Source organism: Sphingobium phenoxybenzoativorans (genome assembly GCF_018286635.1).
Taxonomy (GTDB): domain Bacteria; phylum Pseudomonadota; class Alphaproteobacteria; order Sphingomonadales; family Sphingomonadaceae; genus Sphingobium; species Sphingobium phenoxybenzoativorans.
This window is the reverse complement of sequence record NZ_CP073910.1, coordinates 281,367-298,390: the sequence shown is the minus strand read 5'-3', so window position 1 is coordinate 298,390 and position 17,024 is coordinate 281,367. Positions and strand designations below refer to the sequence as shown.

Here is a 17,024-nt window from a genome sequence, read left to right as displayed (position 1 = left end):
GCACGCCCCAAAGCATCCGGAGTTCCTTGCATGATTTTCACCCGTTCGCTGGCGATGCTGTCGCTTGCCGCCGCCCCGCTTGCGCTCGCCACCGCGTCCATCGCCAACGCCCAGACCGGCGACGGCCCAGCGCCCAGCGTCACCACGCAATTGCCGCGCGGCGTCGTGCCGACCCATTATGCGATCACCGTCACGCCCAATGCGGAGAAGCTGAGCTTCACGGGAACGGTCGCCATCGATGTGACCATCGCGCAGGCGCAGGACATATTGACGCTGAACGCCGCCGACCTGACCATCGGCGCGGTGTCGATCACCCCGGCCAAGGGCAAGGCGATGACCGGAAAGGCGACGGTGAACGCGACGGACCAGATAGCCGCATTCGATTTCGGCAAACCGCTGGCACCGGGCAAATATGTGCTGGAAATCGCCTATTCCGGGATCATCAACACGCAGGCGAACGGGCTGTTCGCGCTCGACTATCAGGATAATGGCGGGGCGCAGAAGCGCGCGCTGTTCACGCAGTTCGAGGCGCCCGACGCCCGCCGCTTCGTGCCGAGCTGGGATGAGCCGAGCTACAAGGCGACGTTCGACCTGACCGCCATCGTGCCCAAGGGGCAGCTTGCGGTCGGCAACATGCCCGTGAAGGCGACGAAGGAGCTGGCCGACGGCACAACGCAGGTGACGTTCGGCACGACGCCGAAAATGTCGTCCTACCTGCTGTTCTTCGGCATGGGCGAACTGGACCGCGCAACGAAGATGGCGGGCGCGACCGAGGTCGGCGTCGTCACCGGCAGGGGCAATACCGGCAAGGCGCAACTGGCGCTGGATGCGTCGGCGGAAATCCTGCCCTGGTTCAACGATTATTTCGGCACCCCCTTCCCCCTGCCCAAGCTCGACAATGTGGCGGGTCCGGGACAGAGCCAGTTCTTCTCCGCGATGGAAAATTGGGGCGCGATCTTCACCTTCGAGCGCGCGCTGCTGGTCGATCCCAAATTCACGACCGAGGCGGAACGGCGGCGCATCTATGAGATTGTCGCGCATGAAATGGCGCATCAGTGGTTCGGCGATCTGGTCACGATGGCATGGTGGGACGATCTGTGGCTGAATGAAGGCTTTGCAAGCTGGATGGCGACGAAGGTCAGCGCGACGCTGCAGCCGCAGTGGGAAATGCTGCTGACCCGGATCGACGGGCGCGAACTGGCGATGAGCCTGGACGCGTTCAAGACCACGCATCCGGTCGTGCAGAAGATCAACACCGTCGAGCAGGTCAATCAGGCGTTCGACAGCATCACCTACCAGAAGGGCGAGGCGGTCATCACCATGCTGGAAGCCTTTGCCGGGGACGCGGTGTGGAAGGAAGGCATCCGCGCCTATATGAAGTCCCACGCCTATGGCAACACGCAGACCGACGACCTGTGGAAAGCGGTCGAGGGCGCGGGAGCCAAGGGCCTGGTCAGCATCGCCCATAATTATACGAGCCAGCCGGGCATTCCGCTGGTCAAGGTCGACAGCGCGTCCTGCAAGGGCGGTGTCACGACGCTGACGCTGAGCCAGGGCGAGTTCAGCCGCGACGACAAGGACAAGACGCCGCAATCCTGGCATGTGCCGGTGATGGCGCAGACCGTCGGCGGGGAGGTGAAGCGCCTGATCCTGAACGGCAAGGCGTCGCTGGAGCTGCCCGGATGCGGGGCCTATGTCATCAATGCCGGTCAGTCGGGCTATTATCGCTCGCTCTATCCCGCGGCGAACATCACCGCGCTGGCCAAGAATTTCGCGCAGGTGCCGTCGATCGACCAGCTTGGCCTGCTGGCGGATAACTGGCAGCTTGGGCAGGCGGGGTATCAGCCGATCGGCCTGTCGCTCGACCTGATCGACGCCGTGCCGGCCAATGCAAGCCCGGCGGTGCTGGCCGCCCTGCCCCAATATCTGAAGGCGAGCCGCGACATATTGGAGGGAGACGCCAAGGGTCAGGCGAAGGCGGCGGCCTATGCGTCGAAGAAGCTGACGCCGATGCTGAGCGCGATCGGCTATGACGCGAAGGCGGGCGAGGGACCGCAGGTGCCGCTGCTGCGTCAGGCGCTGGTCGAGACGCTGGGGGCGATTGGCGACGCCACCGTGCGCGCCGAGGCGGATCGCCGGTTCGCGGCGCTGGCCACCGACCCGGCGGCGCTGGACGGGCCGTTGAAGAATGTCTGGCTGACCATCATCGCGATCAATGCGACGCCGGAAACGTGGGACAGGCTGCGCGCCATGGCCAACAAAGCGCCGAGCCAGTTGGAAAAGAGCCAGCTCTTCGCCCTGCTGGGCAAGGCGAAGGATGATGCGCTGGCGCAGAAGGCGCTGGACCTGGCGCTGACCGACGAGCCGGGCAAGACGACGAGCGCGGCGATCATCGCGGCGGTCGGCACCGGCCACAGCATGATGGCGGTGGATTTCGTGCTGGCGCACCGGACGCAATATGAAGCGCTGATCGACGTATCGGCGCGGTCGCAGGCGGTGGCGCGGCTGGGCAATAATTCCGCCGACCCGGCGATGGCGGACAAGCTGGACGGTTACGCCACGCAGTTTCTGACGCCGGAATCGCGCAAGGTGGTGGACCGCAGCATCGCGTCGATCAGGGCGCGCGCGGAAACCCGCGCCCGCCTGAAGCCCGCCGTGGCGGCATGGATCGCGAAGAAGCGTTGAAAAAAGCCCCTGCCCCGCCCGAAACAATCGGGCGGGGCAAAGGCGTCGGTTTAGATGGACCTTATTTTACGCCAACGGCCGCCTTGATATCGTCCCAGGCGAGCAGTTTGAAATTCTGCGCATGGGGGGCGTTGTGGCCATCCTGCGCAACGAAAAGCCCGCCCGGATAGTCCGGACCGAAATCGCCCTGCACCAGTTCGATGCCGTCCGTATCGCTGGTGCCGCCAAATTTGCCATCGGCGATGCGGAAGCGCCCGGCATAGTCGCCAGCGGGCAAACGGTAGAGGGTGAAGGCGTTGTCGCCCTGGCTGGACGCGATCAGATAGCCGCCATTGGCGCCGTCCGAGGCGATGGCGAGACCTTCGCTGTCGGCGACCAGTATCTTGCTGTCCACCGTCGCGAAACGGACCGGCGCGGGCTGGGTCTGCGTGAGGTCGAAGCGCCAGATCGCGACATCCTCCTCCGAGACGTAGAGCTGGCTGGTGCGGTCGTCGATCACGCAGCCTTCGGAGAGCGTTGCGTTGGTCATCTCCCGGCTGGCCGCGATGGCGGGCGTGGCGCCGGACAGATCGAGCGTCATGTCGACGATCTTGCCAGGCTTGATGACGACCACGGCATGCATCGCGCCGCCGACGACGCCCATGCAGAAGCCGTACGCCTCCCCGGTCCCCACCGGCAGGGTGCCGAGACGGGTCAGGGTCGCGCTTGCCGGATCAAGCGTGAACAGCGCCAGCTTAGCCTGCATCCTGTCCGTCCGGTCGCTGGCCGCGACAAGGATAGAGGGCTTGCCGTTGACGCTCACGCCTTCGCGCAGGTCGATATTGTTGATCGCTCCGGCGGGCAGGAAGGTCTTTTTCGCGCCATCCAGCCCATAGACATAGATGCCGGCCTTCTTGTCCGTGCCGATGATCAGGCTGGCCTTCGGATCGGCGGCGTTGCGCCAGATGGCCGGATCGTCGGCGGCATCGTCATTGACGGTGCCGACCGGCTCCGTTTCCCCCCGCGCCGTCACGGAAACGGCGGGGGCGGCGTTGGCGATGCGCTGTTCGACCGGGATTTCCTTTTCACCCGCAGCCGCGCAGGCGGAAAGGGCGATCAGCGCGGCGGGGATCATGATCTTACGCATCAGAAGCTCGCCGTGATGCCGAATTTCGCCGTCCAGTTATACTGCTCATATTGCAGCAGGCGGCGGGCGCCGGCGAAATTCTGGTAGGCGAAATAGGGCGCGTCGGTGACGTTGATCCATTCGGCGAACAGCCGCACGCCGGGAACGATCCGGTATTTGGCCGACAGGTCGAGCTGGAAGTGGTTCGACACATAGCGGTCCTGATCCGCCTCATCGCCCAGTTCGTCGAGATATTTGTCGCGATAGGTGCCCGCCGCGCGCAGCGAGAGCGGACCCTTTTCATAGCCCAGCACCACGTTGAACGTATTCTTTGACGACGCCATCAGCGGAATGCGGCGCGGATCGGTCGCGTCGCCATCGATGAACACCGTGCCCTTGGCGTCCGTATAGGTGTAGTTGAGGTTCAGCAGCAGGCCGTCAAACGGCGCGGGCAGGAAGCTGAACACCTCGCTGTAGGACAGTTCAAGACCCTTGATCTTCGCCGTGTCGCCATTGATGAAGCTGGTCAGCTCCTCATAATCGATGCCGTAGATCGTGCCCGGCGTCGTCGTCCGCTGGGTGACGACAAAATCCTTGATCGATTTCCAGAACACGCCGCCGGTCAGCGCCGCATTGGTGCCGAAATACCATTCCGCCGAGGCGTCCAGGTTCCATGCGCTGTAGGGCTTCAGGTCCGGGTTGCCGACCGACGCCTCCAGATCCTCATTGATCTCCAGGCGCGGCGCGAGGTTCGACAGCTTGGGCCGCACGATGCTTTTCGAACCGCCGAGACGGAACACAAGGTTGCGAACCGGCTCATACCGCACGGTCAGGCTGGGCAGCCAGTCGGTATAGTTGCGGCGCGTTCTGGTCGGCGTGACGAATACGCTGTCCTCGTCCAGCTCCTCGCCCAGATATTCCTGCCCTTCCTCGACAAACTGGGTCAGTTTGGCGTTGATGACGTTGCGCGTCTTTTCCATGCGCACGCCGCCGATCACCCGCACCGTCTCGCTATCCCAGCGGCCGAGCAGATAGGCCGCTATGATGTCCTCCTTCACCGAATAGTCGGAGGTGTTGGAATTGATCATCGTGTCGATGGCGTTGAGTTCGAAATTATCCTGGTTCCGGTAGAAGAAATCCGTGGGACCAGTGTGGCTTGGCAACGGCAGGATGTCGGCGATGCGATAGGTCTGACCGCCCAGAACGTCGTTCAGGCTATAGTCGCCGTCATAATCGTCATAGACGTCCGCCTGCAGATCGTAGGATTTTTCGCGCCAGCGCGCCTTTGCGCCCGCCTGCATGGTGAAGGTGCCGCCGTCCATCGCGAAGGCGCGGGAAATGTCGCCCTTCACCGTATATTCGCGGTCCCTGGAGTTGGAGAGGGTCGTGCGCTCCAGTTCGTTGAAGCCGTAATTTTCCGGGTCGAGGAAATCGGCGGTGTTGCCGGAGACGGTGTAGGCGGGCTTGCGCAGGTTGGTGTAATCAAAGTCGATATCGACGCCGTCCTCCTCAAACCGCGCGCGGAAGCGGGTGGGGTCGATCGAGCCATTCTCGCGCTCGCTCGCTTCCGACCAGCTACCGGAATAGGTCATTTTCCACGGGCCGGTTTCGGTGGTGCCGCCAAGGGTCAGCGACTTGATGCGCTGCTTCTCATAGCGGTCCTTCATGCGGCGGCGGACCTCGATCCGGCCATCTTCGTCGGAGAAGGACGCGCCGGTGGGGGTCGTCGCCGCCGGGTCGATATCATCCTCGTCGAGGATGAAGATCACGTCGCCGCGATATTCCTGATCGGTGAACTGGCTGTAGAGACCGCGGGCGTAGAGCTTGGTCGTGTCGCTGGGCTGCCAGTCGAGGCTGAGCGATCCGCCGATACGTTCGCGCGCAACGTCATAATCGCGATATTGCAGCTCACGGGCGAAGGCGTTGCCATCGTCCTCATCCCAGTCGGCGGCCTCGATATTGTCGGATTCGAACTTGCGCTTGTAGTAGCTCGCGCCGCCCGCGATGCCGAAATTGTCGCTGAGCCGCGTGGAGAAATCGAAGCTGCCCTTCGGCGTCAGTTTCTCGGAATATTCGTTATAGCTGCCTTCCAGCTTGATCGAATAAAGATCCTTCTTGCGGTCGAAGGCGCTGACCGTGTTGATCTCGATCGATGCGCCGATGGTGTCGCCGTCCATATCCGGCGTGAGCGACTTCTTGACCTCGATCGATTCGATCAGTTCGGCCGGGATCACGTCCAGCGCGACCGAGCGGACGTCGCTTTCCGGGGCCGGGACGCGGGTGCCGTTGATCGACGCGGCGTTGAGTTCCGGGTCGAGACCGCGGACGGAGACGAAGCGCCCCTCGCCCTGGTCGTTGAGGATGTTGAGGCCCGGCAGGCGGCGAAGCGATTCCGCGACATTCTGATCCGGGAACTGGCCGATGGCGTCGCGGGTCAGGACGCTTTCCACGCCGTCCGCGGCGCGCTGGCGCGAGAGGGTCGAGGCCTGGTTGGCGATCTGGCCAACGACGATGATCGAGGCGTCGATGTCCGAGCCGATCTGGATATTGGTCGTGACGGTTCCCGTCTGCGGCACGGTAACGGTCGTGGTTACAAGGTCGGCGCCGACATAGCGCGTTTCGATCGTGTAGGTGCCGGCGGGAACGTCGGGGAAGCGGTAGCTGCCGTCGCGGCCAGCCTCCGCTATGCGGTTCAGCTCGACGATGCGCAACTGGGCGCTCTGCAGCGCGCGCGTGCCGGTGCCGTCAGACACGGTTCCGGCGATGGTTCCGGCGAGCGCCGAGACAGGCAGAAGCAAGGCAAGGGCGATTGCGGCGCGGCTGGCGCCGGAAATAAGGCTGATCATTATGAGGCTCCCCTGATGAGTTGGGGCAGCCCCTGTCAGCCTTAGCTTACGGCTTCATGGCCAAACGGTTACGCATCCGTTGCGGTTTCACGACAGGAATATGACTGCCCTCCCATCAAAGAGGACGCGACGCCATTTTCCGCACCGCGCGGTACAGCAGGGCGATCACTGTCGCGAAGGCGAAGATCGCCAGCGGCACGCTCCAGGCATATTCCTCCACCAGCGCCAGCGGCGTATCGCTGTCGGTGGCGGCGACGATGCCGGCGAAGGTGACGCCGAACAGGCTTTCGCCGACGATGAAGCCGGTCGCCATCAGCACGCCCATGCGCTCGGCAAATTCCGGGTTCTCCGACCGCGTGGCCCAGCGATTGTAGAAGGTGCCGATCACCGCGCCGATCGGGATCAGCAGGGTAAGAGCCATCGGCAGGTAGATGCCCATGCCGACGGCCAGCGGCGGCAGGCGCATCTTGCCGGTCTTGCCCAGAAGCTCGTCGATGATGACCACGACAACGCCGATGGCCGCGCCGACGCCGATCAGGCCCCAGTCGAGATCGCCCTCCAACACGCCCTTCGCCAGTGCGGAGATCAGCGCAGCCTGCGGCGCGGGCAGCGCGTTGGCGCCAGCGCCCGGCGCGCCGGAAAAGCCGAAAGCGCTGTTGAGCAGGCCAAGCACCGGCGGGATCACCAGCGAGCCGAAGATAACGCCCAGCACGAGCGCCAATTGCTGTTTCCAGGGGGTCGCGCCGACGAGTTGGCCGGTCTTGAGATCCTGAAGATTGTCGTTGGAAATGGTGGCGACGCCAAAGACGATGGCGGTCACAAACAAGGCATAGGCGACCAGCGCCCTACCCCGTTCAGGATCGCCGCCGGAGCCGTACAGCGCCGCGAGAAGCAGAGCAGCGCCAAGGACGGCAAGGATACCGACGCCGGAGATCGGGCTGTTCGACGCGCCGATAAGGCCGGCCATATAGCCGCAGACCGAAGCGATCACGATGCCCGCGATCAGGATATAGACAAGCGTCGCCGCGATCACCGGCACCAGATGTTCAGCGATCGGTCCGCCATCCACGAAGGACCAGAGCAGGATCGCAATCGGGATCAGCGAGGCGAGGATCGTGCCGCCGACAATGCTGATCGGGAGGTCCCGTTCGGTGAGCTCCAGGATGCCGACGCCGCCCTTGCGCACCTGCGCCGCGGCGATGGCCGAGCGGATGCCGGAAATGATCGGCCCCAATATCTTGAGCAGGGTCCAGATCGCCGCGACGCCAATGGTGCCCGCGCCGATGAAGCGCGCCTGCGAGCGGAAAGCCGTGCCGACCAGTTCATTGAGCGCCGCGCCCGACGGCAGCGGCGCGGTGAGATAGGGCACGATGCCGACCCAACTGATGAGCAGGCCGACAAACATCGCCGCGCCCACGGACAGGCCGACGAGATGGCCGACGCCGATCAGCGCCATGGAGAAGCTGGTCGAGACGCTGGAAGCGCCGCTGCCAAAACGGAAGAAGGTCGCCGCCTCCTCCGCCAGAATGCGGGTCTTGGCGATGATGGCGAAGGCGGCCGAGGCGACCGAGCTCATCAGGATGGCGGCGAGGCCGCGGGCGTTTTCCGCCTGCCCCTCGCGCGATCCCGCGCCAACCTTCAGCACTTCGGCGGCGGCGACGCCTTCAGGATAGGGGAGGTCCGATCCGGTGATGAGCGCGCGGCGCAGCGGCACCGAATACATGACACCCAATATGCCGCCGAGACCGCACACGAACACGCTGGTCCAGTAGGGGAAGCCCGTCCACCAGCCGACGATGATGAGGCCGGGCAGCACGAAGATGATCGCGGAGAGCGTTCCGGCGGCCGAAGCGATCGTCTGGACGATATTATTCTCCAGGATCGTCGAGCCGGAGAAGAAGCGCAGGATCGCCATCGAAATGACGGCGGCGGGAATGGAGGTGGCGAAGGTGAGACCGATCTTCAGCCCCAGATAGACGTTCGCCGCCGTGAACAGCAGGGTGATGAGCGCGCCCAATATGATGCCGCGCAGGGTGAGTTCCGCCATTGGCGCGGCCGGACCGGTCGATGTCGTCATGAATGTTCCGCCTGACTGTCCACGGTCCGCTGGCGGCCGTGAAATATTATTGCCTGCGCCTGTTCTAATCGAAAAGCCTGCCGCTGACTATGACTGAAATTCACCGGGCCGAACAGGGGGTGAAAGGGTCATCGCCCCGGAACGGAATCCCGATGCAGGAGGGCAGTGATCGCTATGCCCGCAAATATCAGCAGCATGCCCGCCAGATGATAGCCATGCAGCGGTTCGCCCAGCAGCAGCGCCGCCAGCCCCGCGCCGAACAGCGGCATCAGCCCGATCGTCTGCCCCGCGCGCGCCGCGCCAATCTGCTCCACGGCCGAGTTGAACAGGAAATAGGCGATCACCGAAGGCAGGAGCGCGACATAGACAAAAGCGCCGATGACGGCGGGCCGCCATTCTATCCGGGCGATTTCTTGCCACTCGCCAAGCATCAGGGGGAACATCGCCAGTGCGGCGATCAGGAAGGTGACGAGAAGGAAGCTGAGCTGATGGATAGGCGGGCGGACGCTCAACAGGCTGGTATAGACCGCCCAGCCGAACACGGCGCACAGGATCAGCAAGTCGCCAAAGCCCAGATGCAGCGCCGCCAGCACGGCAAGGTCCGCGCGGATCACGACAATCGCAACGCCTATGGTCGACAGAAGAACGCCGGCGACCTGCCAGACGCCCGCGCGCCGGCGGAAGAACAGCGCGTCGCAAACCAGCACGAGCGCGGGGATCGCCGCTTGCAGCAACAGGCCATTGGTCGCCGTCGTATAATGCAGCCCCCAATAGAGAAAGCCGTTAAACCCGGCCACGCCGACAAGGCCGAGCAGCAACAGCATCCGCCAGCCCACCCATATCGCCGCGCGATCCCGCGCAAGCGCGCGCCAGGCGAAAGGCAGCAGAAACAGAAATGCGCCGGTCCAGCGCACAAAGGCCAGCGTGAAAGGCGGAATATCGTCCCGCACCGCGCGCGCGACGATGGTGTTTCCCGCCCAGAAAAGCATGACCAGCGCCAGCATGGCGTAGGCCCGGACCATTTTTGAAGATGGGGTCATTTTATCGCTTTAGGCAAAAGCGTCGCCGGTGGCGACGGCGAAAGCGGCGCTGCAGGGCACGGTAATGAGGGGAGAGATATTATCTAAAGAAAATGGTGCTGCCGGTGAGGATTGAACTCACGACCTCAGCCTTACCAAGGATGCGCTCTACCACTGAGCTACGGCAGCATACCATTTTTCGGGCGCGGGGAGCCTGCCCCGGACGCCGGAAGCGGGCCTATGGCCCCGGTGCATCCCCATTGTCAAGGCGGCTTGCCGGGATGGCGCGGATTTCGCTAGGGTTTTGCAATGACGAACGGGAATGAGGAACGCAAACGCCGCCTGGCGCAGTCGCTGCGCGAGAATCTGCGGCGGCGCAAGGGGCAGGCGCGGGAAAGCGCCGCCGGTGGACGCATGGGCGGCGAAAGCAACGGCGAAGGCGATGAGGAACGCGAGGGTGTCGAGCCTTTATAGACCGCGGCGGGAAGCGCCCGAACCCCCTCTGAATCCACGCTAAAGCGGGGCGCAGGCCCGGTCCAGCCACGCCCTCGCCTCGCCATCCAGTTGCGGGCCGACAATCGCCAGCACCTGCGCATGATAGGCGTCGAGCCAGGCGCGTTCGGCGGGGTCCATCACGTCGAGATCGACGAGGTTCCGGTCGATGGGCGCGAAGCTCAGCGTTTCGAAGCCCAGCATCGGCTGTTCGGCCCCCGGAATATCCTTTTCCACCACCAGCACCAGATTTTCGATGCGGATGCCGTATTCGCCGGTCTTGTAATAGCCCGGCTCGTTGGAGAGGATCATGCCGGGCTGGAGCGGTTCGTCGCCGCCGCTGAAGGTCGCGATCCGCTGCGGCCCTTCATGCACCGACAGGAAGCTGCCGACGCCATGGCCGGTGCCATGGGCGTAGTCGAGGCCGTTGGCCCAGAGATATTGCCGGGCCAGCGCATCAAGCTGCCCGCCCCGCGCGCCCTTCGGGAAAATGGCGCGGGCAAGCGCGATATGCCCCTTCAATACCAGGGTGAAGCGGCGGCGCATCTCCGCCGTGGGCGCGCCGATGGCGAGAGTGCGGGTGATGTCCGTGGTGCCGTCGACATATTGGCCGCCCGAATCGACGAGATAGAGGCTGTCCATCTCCAGCGGGCGGTTGGTCTTTTCCTCCACCCGGTAATGGACGACCGCGCCGTTCGGCCCCGCGCCGCTGATCGTGTCGAAGGACAGGTCCTTCAGCATGCCGGTATCCTCGCGGAAGGAGCGCAGACGGTCGGCGGCGGAGAGTTCGGTCACGCCGCCCTTGGGCGCTTCGGTCGAAACCCAGTGCAGATAGCGGCTGAGCGCCGCGCCGTCGCGCTTCTGCGCGGCCTTGTGTCCGGCGATCTCAACCTCATTCTTGATCGCCTTGGGCAGCACGGCGGGGTCGCGCAGCGGCAGCACGGTCGCGCCGCCCGATTCCAGCGCGTCGAAGATCGCGGCGACCGCGCGTTCCGGGTCGGCGACCACGGCCTTGCCCGACAGGGCGTGCAAGGCGTCGGCGAAGGCCGAACGGTCATGCACGCGCACGGCGTTGCCCAGATGCTTGATCACGGCTTCGTCGATCTTTTCCGGCGCGACATAGAGGTCGGCGGTCGCGTCGGCATGGACGATGGCATAGGCGAGCGCGACCGGCGTGCGCTCCACATCCTGCCCGCGGATATTGAAGGTCCAGGCGATCGAATCGAGCGCGGACAGGATGGCTGCGTCGGCCTTCTTCGCGACCAGCCAGTCGGCCATGTCCTGCCGCTTGGCCGCCGCGCCGCGCCCGGCATGCTGCTCCTGATGCACGACCAGCTTCGCCCGGCTGGGTTCGGGACGGTCGGGCCAGACGGCATCGATGGGGTTGGTGTCGACGGCGACGAGGCTGGCGCCCTTTTCCGCCAGCGCGGCGCTGGCCTGCTTCACCCAGGCGCTGGTGTGCAGCCATGGGTCATAGCCGATGCGCGCGCCCTGCCCCGCATTGTCGCCAAGCCATGCGGCGACGCTGGTCTGGGGCACGCTCTGATATTGCCAGTGGCTGCCGTCCACCTGTTCGCGCACCTGCAGCGTGTAGCGGCCATCAACGAAAATCGCGGCTTCCTCCGGCAGCACGACGGCGCTGCCCGCCGACCCCTGAAACCCGGTCAGCCAGGCGAGGCGCTGGGCATAGGCGCCGACATATTCGCTCATATGCTCGTCGGTCAGGGGCACGACGAAGCCGTCCAGACGGTCCCTCCTGAGCTGCTCCCGCAGCGCCTTCAGACGGTCTTCATAGGTGGACATTGCGACTTCCTTGCTTCAACAGATTGCGACCCAACATAGGCATGGCTTTCGCCCCGCGCCAGCACCCCCTTGTCCAACAAATCCTGCCAATGGATGAACGCTTTCATGACAGCTCCTACATCTGCACCCGTCGCCCAGCAGCGCCCGCACAGCTTCACCGCGCATGGGCATGAGGTGAGCGACCCCTATGCCTGGCTGCGCGACCCCGGCTATCCCAAGGTGACGGACAAGGATGTGCTGTCCCATCTGAAAGCGGAAAACGCCTGGTTCGAGGCGGCGATGAAGCCGCACAAGGCGCTGACCGACACGCTGTTCAAGGAGATGAAGGGGCGGATCAAGGAGGATGATTCCTCCGTGCCGCAAAAGGATGGCGACTGGGTTTACTGGCGCGCGTTCGAGGAGGGGGCGCAGTACCGCAAATGGTATCGCAAACCGGCGAAGGGCGGCGACGACCAGTTGATCATGGACGAGCCGGCGCTGGCGGAGGGGCATGAATATTTCCGGCTGGGCACGCTATCGGTCAGCCCGGACGGGCGTTATCTCGCCTTCGCCACCGATACGGACGGGTCGGAGCGGTTCGAGGCGCGGATCAAGGATCTGGAGACGGGCGAGCTGTTGCCGGACGTCATCCCCGGCACCTTGTCGGCGCTGGTGTGGACGAGCGATAACAAGGGTATCGTCTATTGCCTGGCCAACGAGAATTGGCGGACGGACAATGCGCGGCTGCACCGCATCGGCACCTCGTTCGAGCAGGATGTCGAGCTGTTCCATGAGGATGACGAGGGATTCCGCGTCAGCGTCGGCCTGACCTCATCGGAAAAGTGGATCGTCATTTCCACCGGCGACCATGTGACGACCGAGGCGTGGCTGGTGCCGGCGAACGACCCCACAGCCAAGCCGCTGCTGGTGTCGGCGCGCGAACCGGGACGCGAATATGATGTGGACGAGCATGACGGCACGCTGTTCATCCGCAGCAACGACACCCACCCCAATTTCCGGCTGGCGAAGGCGGACATCGCAGCCCCGGATCAGTGGGAGGAAGTGATCGCCGCGTCCCCGCGATTTTACCTCACCGATTTCACGCTGTTCAAGAATTTCTACGTCACGGAAGGGCGCGAGGACGGGCTGGATCAGGTGGAGATCCGCGATTACGCCACCCATGCGGCGAAGCGCATCGCCTTCCCGGAGGCCAGCTATTCGGCGGGGCTGGACGACAATCCCGAATATGACGTCTCCGTCCTGCGGCTCAGCTATGAATCGATGGTCACGCCCGCGACCGTCTATGATTATGACGTGAAGGATGAGAGCCTGACCGTGCTCAAGGTGCAGGTGATCCCTTCGGGCTATGATCCGGCGAAATATGGCACCGAGCGGTTGCTGATTCCGGCGCGGGACGGGACGCAGATTCCGGTCTCGATTGTATATCCCAAGGATTTCAAGCGGGACGGGAGCGGGCCGCTCTATCTCTACGGCTACGGCGCCTATGGCATTGCGATGGAGCCGGGCTTTTCGACCGCGCGCATGTCGCTGCTCGACCGGGGCTTCGCCTTTGCGCTGGCGCATATCCGCGGCGGCGATGACCTCGGCCAGCAATGGTATCTGGACGGCAAGCTGGAGAAGCGGACCAACACCTTCAACGATTTCGTCGATTGCGCGAAGGCGCTGATCGATGGCGGATGGACCAGCGCAGGCAGGATCGGCATTTCCGGCGGATCGGCGGGCGGCGAGCTGATGGGCGCGGTGATGAACAGCGACCCGGACCTGTGGGGCGCGGTGGTGGCGCATGTGCCCTTTGTCGACGTGCTGAACACGATGATGGACGCGTCCCTGCCGCTGACGCCCGGCGAATGGCCCGAATGGGGCAACCCGATCGAGGACAAGGCGGCGTTCGAGACGATCCGGGGATATTGCCCGTACAGCAATGTGACTGCGCAGCCCTATCCGCCGACGCTGGTGACGGCAGGGCTGAACGATCCCCGCGTGACCTATTGGGAACCGGCCAAATGGGTGGCGAAGCTGCGCGCGACGCGGACCAATGACGCCGCGCTGCTGCTGAAGGTCAATATGGGCGCGGGGCATGGCGGCAAGTCGGGGCGGTTCGAGAGCCTGCACGAAGTGGCCGAGGAGTTTGCGTTCATCCTGTGGCAGATGGGGGTTGCGGGGTAGGGTTTAGCTGAGATGGGTGGAATGCTGTCAGTCCGCTATGAAGGCCGCGGCGTTCTAAACTGCCAAGCAACACCCAACGCCATAGCGGCAGCGAATGCGCCCACCCCCCAAAATGGTGCCTCTCTTTGAGCGGCAAGGGTTCTCTGCTCAGCGGATTTGACCGCGTGAAGATATTCGGGGCGATTTTTGTTCGGGCAATGTCCATCCTCACAAGGAGAGAATGGCTGGACCTTAATATGATAAGTTATGCCCCCTATCGCCAACGCGGCTACCAATAGCACGACATAGTATTTCGACATTTACACTCCCTAAGCAGCTATGGAGCTAAGTGGCAGGGGCTTGAACGGCGACAACTGGTCGAAACAAGCCTATTCGCTTATACTGTGGCAGATGGGGTTACGGGGCAATAGTTCACCTTGTCACCCCGGGCTTGACCCGGGGTCCCGCTGCCTTTGAGCTTAGCTTATTGCGGGAAGAGAGCGGGACCCCGGATCAAGTCCGGGGTGACGCAGAAACTAAGCTGGATGCTTAACTCCCTCACCTCCCAAGGCTGCACCGGATCGCCTATATCCCTCCCATGCCCCCGCCCTTCATCACAACCATCACCGCAGCGGATGCCGACATCGACGAGATGGGGCATGTCAACAATGCCGTGTGGGTCCGGTGGATTCAGGATGTGGCGACGATGCATTGGGAGGCGGCGGCCGATCCCGCGCATGTCGCGACCTATGCCTGGGTCGTGACGCGGCATGAGATCGACTATCGCGGCAATGTGCAGTCCGGGGAGACAGTGACCGCGAAAACCTGGGTGGGGGAAGCGCCGCGCGGGGCGCGGTTCGACCGGCTGATGGAATTTACCGGCGCGGACGGCAAGGTGAAGGTTGCGGCGAAGACCACCTGGGCGATCGTGGAGCGCGCGACGGGGCGGATATTAAGGGTGCCGGCGGAGGTCGCCGCGCCGTTTGTGGATTAGCGATACAGTGAGACACCTGACCCGTTCGTCCTGACCGAAGTCGAAGGACTTGCCTGAGCGGTAGCGAAGGCGCTTCACTGCGTTCAGCGGGAGGCTTCGACTTCGCTCAGCCCGAACGGAACCTAATATTCGCACCCGAACGGGTGAGACGCAGGATCAGTCCAGAATCAGCTTCGCGACCGTGCGGATGGCGCGGGGGTGGGCGACGAACGCCATGTGGGTGCAGTCAAGCTCATGCGCGCGGTCGCGTTCGCCGGAGCGGCCGCGGGCCGATGCGGGGGAGACCACGCCGTCGCGGGCGGACCAGCAGGCGATGGTGTGGGCGACCGGCTTTTCCGGCAGGGTGACAGCGACCGGCGGGCGATCGACCGGATGGCCGGCGATCCGCTCATAGACGCGCCAGGCGTTGTTGGCGCGCAGGCTGCCCGAAAAGGGGCTGCCCAGCGTGATGACCTTTTCCACCCGTTCCGGCGCATATTTGGCATATTCGCGGGCGATGAGGCCGCCAAGGCTCCAGCCGACCAGCGTCACCGGACCCTCCACGCCGAGCGCGGCCATGCGCGCGTCGAGTCGTTCCAGGATATCCGCGGTCACGCCCCGGTTGCGGCCAAGGCCCCAGCCATGCACGGCGAAGCCCGCCTTTTCCAGCGATTTGCGCAGGCGCGCGGTGGTGCTGTCCGACGCCAGAAAGCCCGGAATGACGACGACCGTGCGGCCCTCTCCCGATTCGCTGAGCGGCACGGCGCGGCCGAAAGCCGACATGCAGCGCATATAGGCGAACGCCCGCACCTCGCGCGCCAGCATCCTTGCCGAAGGGGCAAGGGCGGCCGGGACCGCGGCGGAATCGTGGGGGGCGAGAATGGTTGCCATCCAGCCCTTATACGGACGGTCCGCATTTATGAAAGATTTATGACCCGTCGATTGCGGTAATCTTACAGGCGTTTCGTCGCAAAAAATCGGGACGATGGCCTCTTGCCGTCATCCGGCGGGAACGGGATGATGGCCGCATGCTCCCGATTCCGGCCCTCCGGGCGTTGCCCGCCCTTGCCTTTGCCCTGATCGCCGCCAGCGCCGCGCTCCTGTCATTGCGGCCGGGGCAGGCAGTTGCGCAGGAGGGGCTGCAGGGGGCTGGGCAGGATATGTTCGACGGCGGCTTCGCGCAGGCGGACCTCGCGCCGGGGCGGCATATCTGGAACGACGACCCCGCCGCGCAGGGCCCATTGTCCATCGCGGTCAGCCTGCCGCAGCAGATGCTCTACGTCTTTCGCGGAGACAGGCTGATCGGCATGGCGGCGGTCTCGACCGGGTCGCCGGGGCGGGAGACGCCGGTGGGCGACTATCAGATATTGCAGAAAGCGCAGTGGCACCGGTCCAACCTCTACAGCAATGCGCCGATGCCGTTCATGCAGCGGCTGACCTGGGACGGGATCGCCATCCATGCGGGGGCAAATCCGGGCTATCCAGCGTCGCATGGCTGCATCCGGGTGCCCACGGCCTTTGCCCGGAAGCTGTTCGCGGCGACGGCGCTGGGCGTGCGGGTGGTGATCAGCGACATCGCCCCGCGCATGCCCGCCGGGCCAGCGGAACCGGCCGAACCCGTCTATCTGACCATCGATCTGGATGCGCTGGACGCAGGCGCGCCGGAGATGGTTGGCGGCAGGCAGGCGCATTGGGCGGCATGGGACCGGATCGAGGCGATGCGGTCGCAGACCGTGCGGCTGGCCTATGCGCCGCAGGTGCTGGGGGATTAACCGGGGGTTTTCATTCAATCCGTTCGGGCTGAGCTTGTCGAAGCCGTGTCCTTCTTCTGAAGAAGAAGTGCAGCCCTTCGACAAGCTCAGGGCGAACGGGATTTTAC

12 protein-coding genes and 1 tRNA gene are annotated in these 17,024 nt (G+C 64.3%); 5 read left to right on the top strand and 8 right to left on the bottom strand.

The features are described from left to right. The first annotated feature begins 30 nt into the window (after positions 1-30). The gene (locus tag KFK14_RS01505; RefSeq protein WP_070156854.1) at positions 31-2,685 is read left to right on the top strand and encodes a M1 family metallopeptidase; all 2,655 of its coding nucleotides are present in this window, start codon (positions 31-33) and stop codon (positions 2,683-2,685) included. A gap of 61 nt (positions 2,686-2,746) precedes the next feature. Here the strand turns inward: KFK14_RS01505 and KFK14_RS01500 are convergent, their stop codons facing one another. From KFK14_RS01500 to KFK14_RS01480, 5 genes are all read right to left on the bottom strand, one after another. Beyond that, on the bottom strand, positions 2,747-3,811 hold the full coding sequence (locus tag KFK14_RS01500; protein ID WP_212609625.1) for a phytase: 1,065 nt from the start codon (positions 3,809-3,811) through the stop codon (positions 2,747-2,749). Further along, positions 3,811-6,636 (bottom strand): TonB-dependent receptor, encoded by a 2,826-nt coding sequence (locus KFK14_RS01495; protein ID WP_212609624.1) that lies wholly within the window; start codon positions 6,634-6,636, stop codon positions 3,811-3,813. The genes KFK14_RS01500 and KFK14_RS01495 overlap by 1 nt, the downstream gene beginning before the upstream one ends. A 115-nt stretch (positions 6,637-6,751) precedes the next feature. Next, positions 6,752-8,713 carry an OPT family oligopeptide transporter gene (locus KFK14_RS01490; protein WP_212609623.1) on the bottom strand — a complete coding sequence of 654 codons (1,962 nt, stop codon included), beginning with the start codon at positions 8,711-8,713 and terminating at the stop codon, positions 6,752-6,754. 128 nt (positions 8,714-8,841) lie between these two features. Beyond that, complete coding sequence (locus tag KFK14_RS01485) at positions 8,842-9,753, bottom strand: DMT family transporter (RefSeq protein WP_212609622.1); 912 nt, start codon at positions 9,751-9,753, stop codon at positions 8,842-8,844. A 93-nt stretch (positions 9,754-9,846) separates the two neighbouring features. After that, positions 9,847-9,921, bottom strand: a tRNA-Thr gene (locus KFK14_RS01480). A 120-nt stretch (positions 9,922-10,041) separates the two neighbouring features. On the opposite strand from KFK14_RS01480, the gene KFK14_RS01475 reads away from it, so the two are divergent. Then, complete coding sequence (locus tag KFK14_RS01475; protein WP_212611291.1) at positions 10,042-10,206, top strand: hypothetical protein; 165 nt, start codon at positions 10,042-10,044, stop codon at positions 10,204-10,206. A 39-nt stretch (positions 10,207-10,245) separates the two neighbouring features. Here the strand turns inward: KFK14_RS01475 and KFK14_RS01470 are convergent, their stop codons facing one another. Both KFK14_RS01470 and KFK14_RS24175 read right to left on the bottom strand, forming a co-directional pair. After that, positions 10,246-12,027 carry an aminopeptidase P family protein gene (locus KFK14_RS01470; RefSeq protein ID WP_212609621.1) on the bottom strand — a complete coding sequence of 594 codons (1,782 nt, stop codon included), beginning with the start codon at positions 12,025-12,027 and terminating at the stop codon, positions 10,246-10,248. Next, entirely contained in the window at positions 12,003-12,134 is a 132-nt protein-coding gene (locus tag KFK14_RS24175) for a hypothetical protein (RefSeq protein ID WP_281417172.1), read from the bottom strand. Before KFK14_RS24175 ends, KFK14_RS01470 begins: the two co-directional genes overlap by 25 nt. Here KFK14_RS24175 and KFK14_RS01465 point away from each other — a divergent pair. Then, positions 12,133-14,193, top strand: coding sequence for a S9 family peptidase (locus tag KFK14_RS01465; protein WP_212609620.1), 2,061 nt, complete (start codon positions 12,133-12,135; stop codon positions 14,191-14,193). The genes KFK14_RS24175 and KFK14_RS01465 overlap by 2 nt on opposite strands. Positions 14,194-14,770: 577 nt before the next feature. Continuing rightward, on the top strand, positions 14,771-15,166 hold the full coding sequence (locus KFK14_RS01460; RefSeq protein WP_070156861.1) for an acyl-CoA thioesterase: 396 nt from the start codon (positions 14,771-14,773) through the stop codon (positions 15,164-15,166). Between the two features lie 156 nt (positions 15,167-15,322). Here the strand turns inward: KFK14_RS01460 and KFK14_RS01455 are convergent, their stop codons facing one another. Then, positions 15,323-16,036: an alpha/beta hydrolase gene (locus KFK14_RS01455; RefSeq protein WP_212609619.1), complete on the bottom strand. Its 714-nt coding sequence runs from the start codon at positions 16,034-16,036 to the stop codon at positions 15,323-15,325. A gap of 137 nt (positions 16,037-16,173) precedes the next feature. On the opposite strand from KFK14_RS01455, the gene KFK14_RS01450 reads away from it, so the two are divergent. Then, positions 16,174-16,917 carry a L,D-transpeptidase family protein gene (locus KFK14_RS01450; RefSeq protein ID WP_212609618.1) on the top strand — a complete coding sequence of 248 codons (744 nt, stop codon included), beginning with the start codon at positions 16,174-16,176 and terminating at the stop codon, positions 16,915-16,917. The last annotated feature ends 107 nt before the right edge of the window (positions 16,918-17,024 follow it).

What these genes read in the sequence shown, in the direction of transcription:
- KFK14_RS01505 (WP_070156854.1), top strand. Translation starts at nt 31, where the DNA reads ATGATTTTCACCCGTTCGCTGGCGATGCTGTCGCTTGCCGCCGCCCCG.
- KFK14_RS01500 (WP_212609625.1), bottom strand. Translation starts at nt 3,811, where the DNA reads ATGCGTAAGATCATGATCCCCGCCGCGCTGATCGCCCTTTCCGCCTGC.
- KFK14_RS01495 (WP_212609624.1), bottom strand. Translation starts at nt 6,636, where the DNA reads ATGATCAGCCTTATTTCCGGCGCCAGCCGCGCCGCAATCGCCCTTGCC.
- KFK14_RS01490 (WP_212609623.1), bottom strand. Translation starts at nt 8,713, where the DNA reads ATGACGACATCGACCGGTCCGGCCGCGCCAATGGCGGAACTCACCCTG.
- KFK14_RS01485 (WP_212609622.1), bottom strand. Translation starts at nt 9,753, where the DNA reads ATGACCCCATCTTCAAAAATGGTCCGGGCCTACGCCATGCTGGCGCTG.
- KFK14_RS01475 (WP_212611291.1), top strand. Translation starts at nt 10,042, where the DNA reads ATGACGAACGGGAATGAGGAACGCAAACGCCGCCTGGCGCAGTCGCTG.
- KFK14_RS01470 (WP_212609621.1), bottom strand. Translation starts at nt 12,027, where the DNA reads ATGTCCACCTATGAAGACCGTCTGAAGGCGCTGCGGGAGCAGCTCAGG.
- KFK14_RS01465 (WP_212609620.1), top strand. Translation starts at nt 12,133, where the DNA reads ATGACAGCTCCTACATCTGCACCCGTCGCCCAGCAGCGCCCGCACAGC.
- KFK14_RS24175 (WP_281417172.1), bottom strand. Translation starts at nt 12,134, where the DNA reads ATGAAAGCGTTCATCCATTGGCAGGATTTGTTGGACAAGGGGGTGCTG.
- KFK14_RS01460 (WP_070156861.1), top strand. Translation starts at nt 14,771, where the DNA reads ATGCCCCCGCCCTTCATCACAACCATCACCGCAGCGGATGCCGACATC.
- KFK14_RS01455 (WP_212609619.1), bottom strand. Translation starts at nt 16,036, where the DNA reads ATGGCAACCATTCTCGCCCCCCACGATTCCGCCGCGGTCCCGGCCGCC.
- KFK14_RS01450 (WP_212609618.1), top strand. Translation starts at nt 16,174, where the DNA reads ATGCTCCCGATTCCGGCCCTCCGGGCGTTGCCCGCCCTTGCCTTTGCC.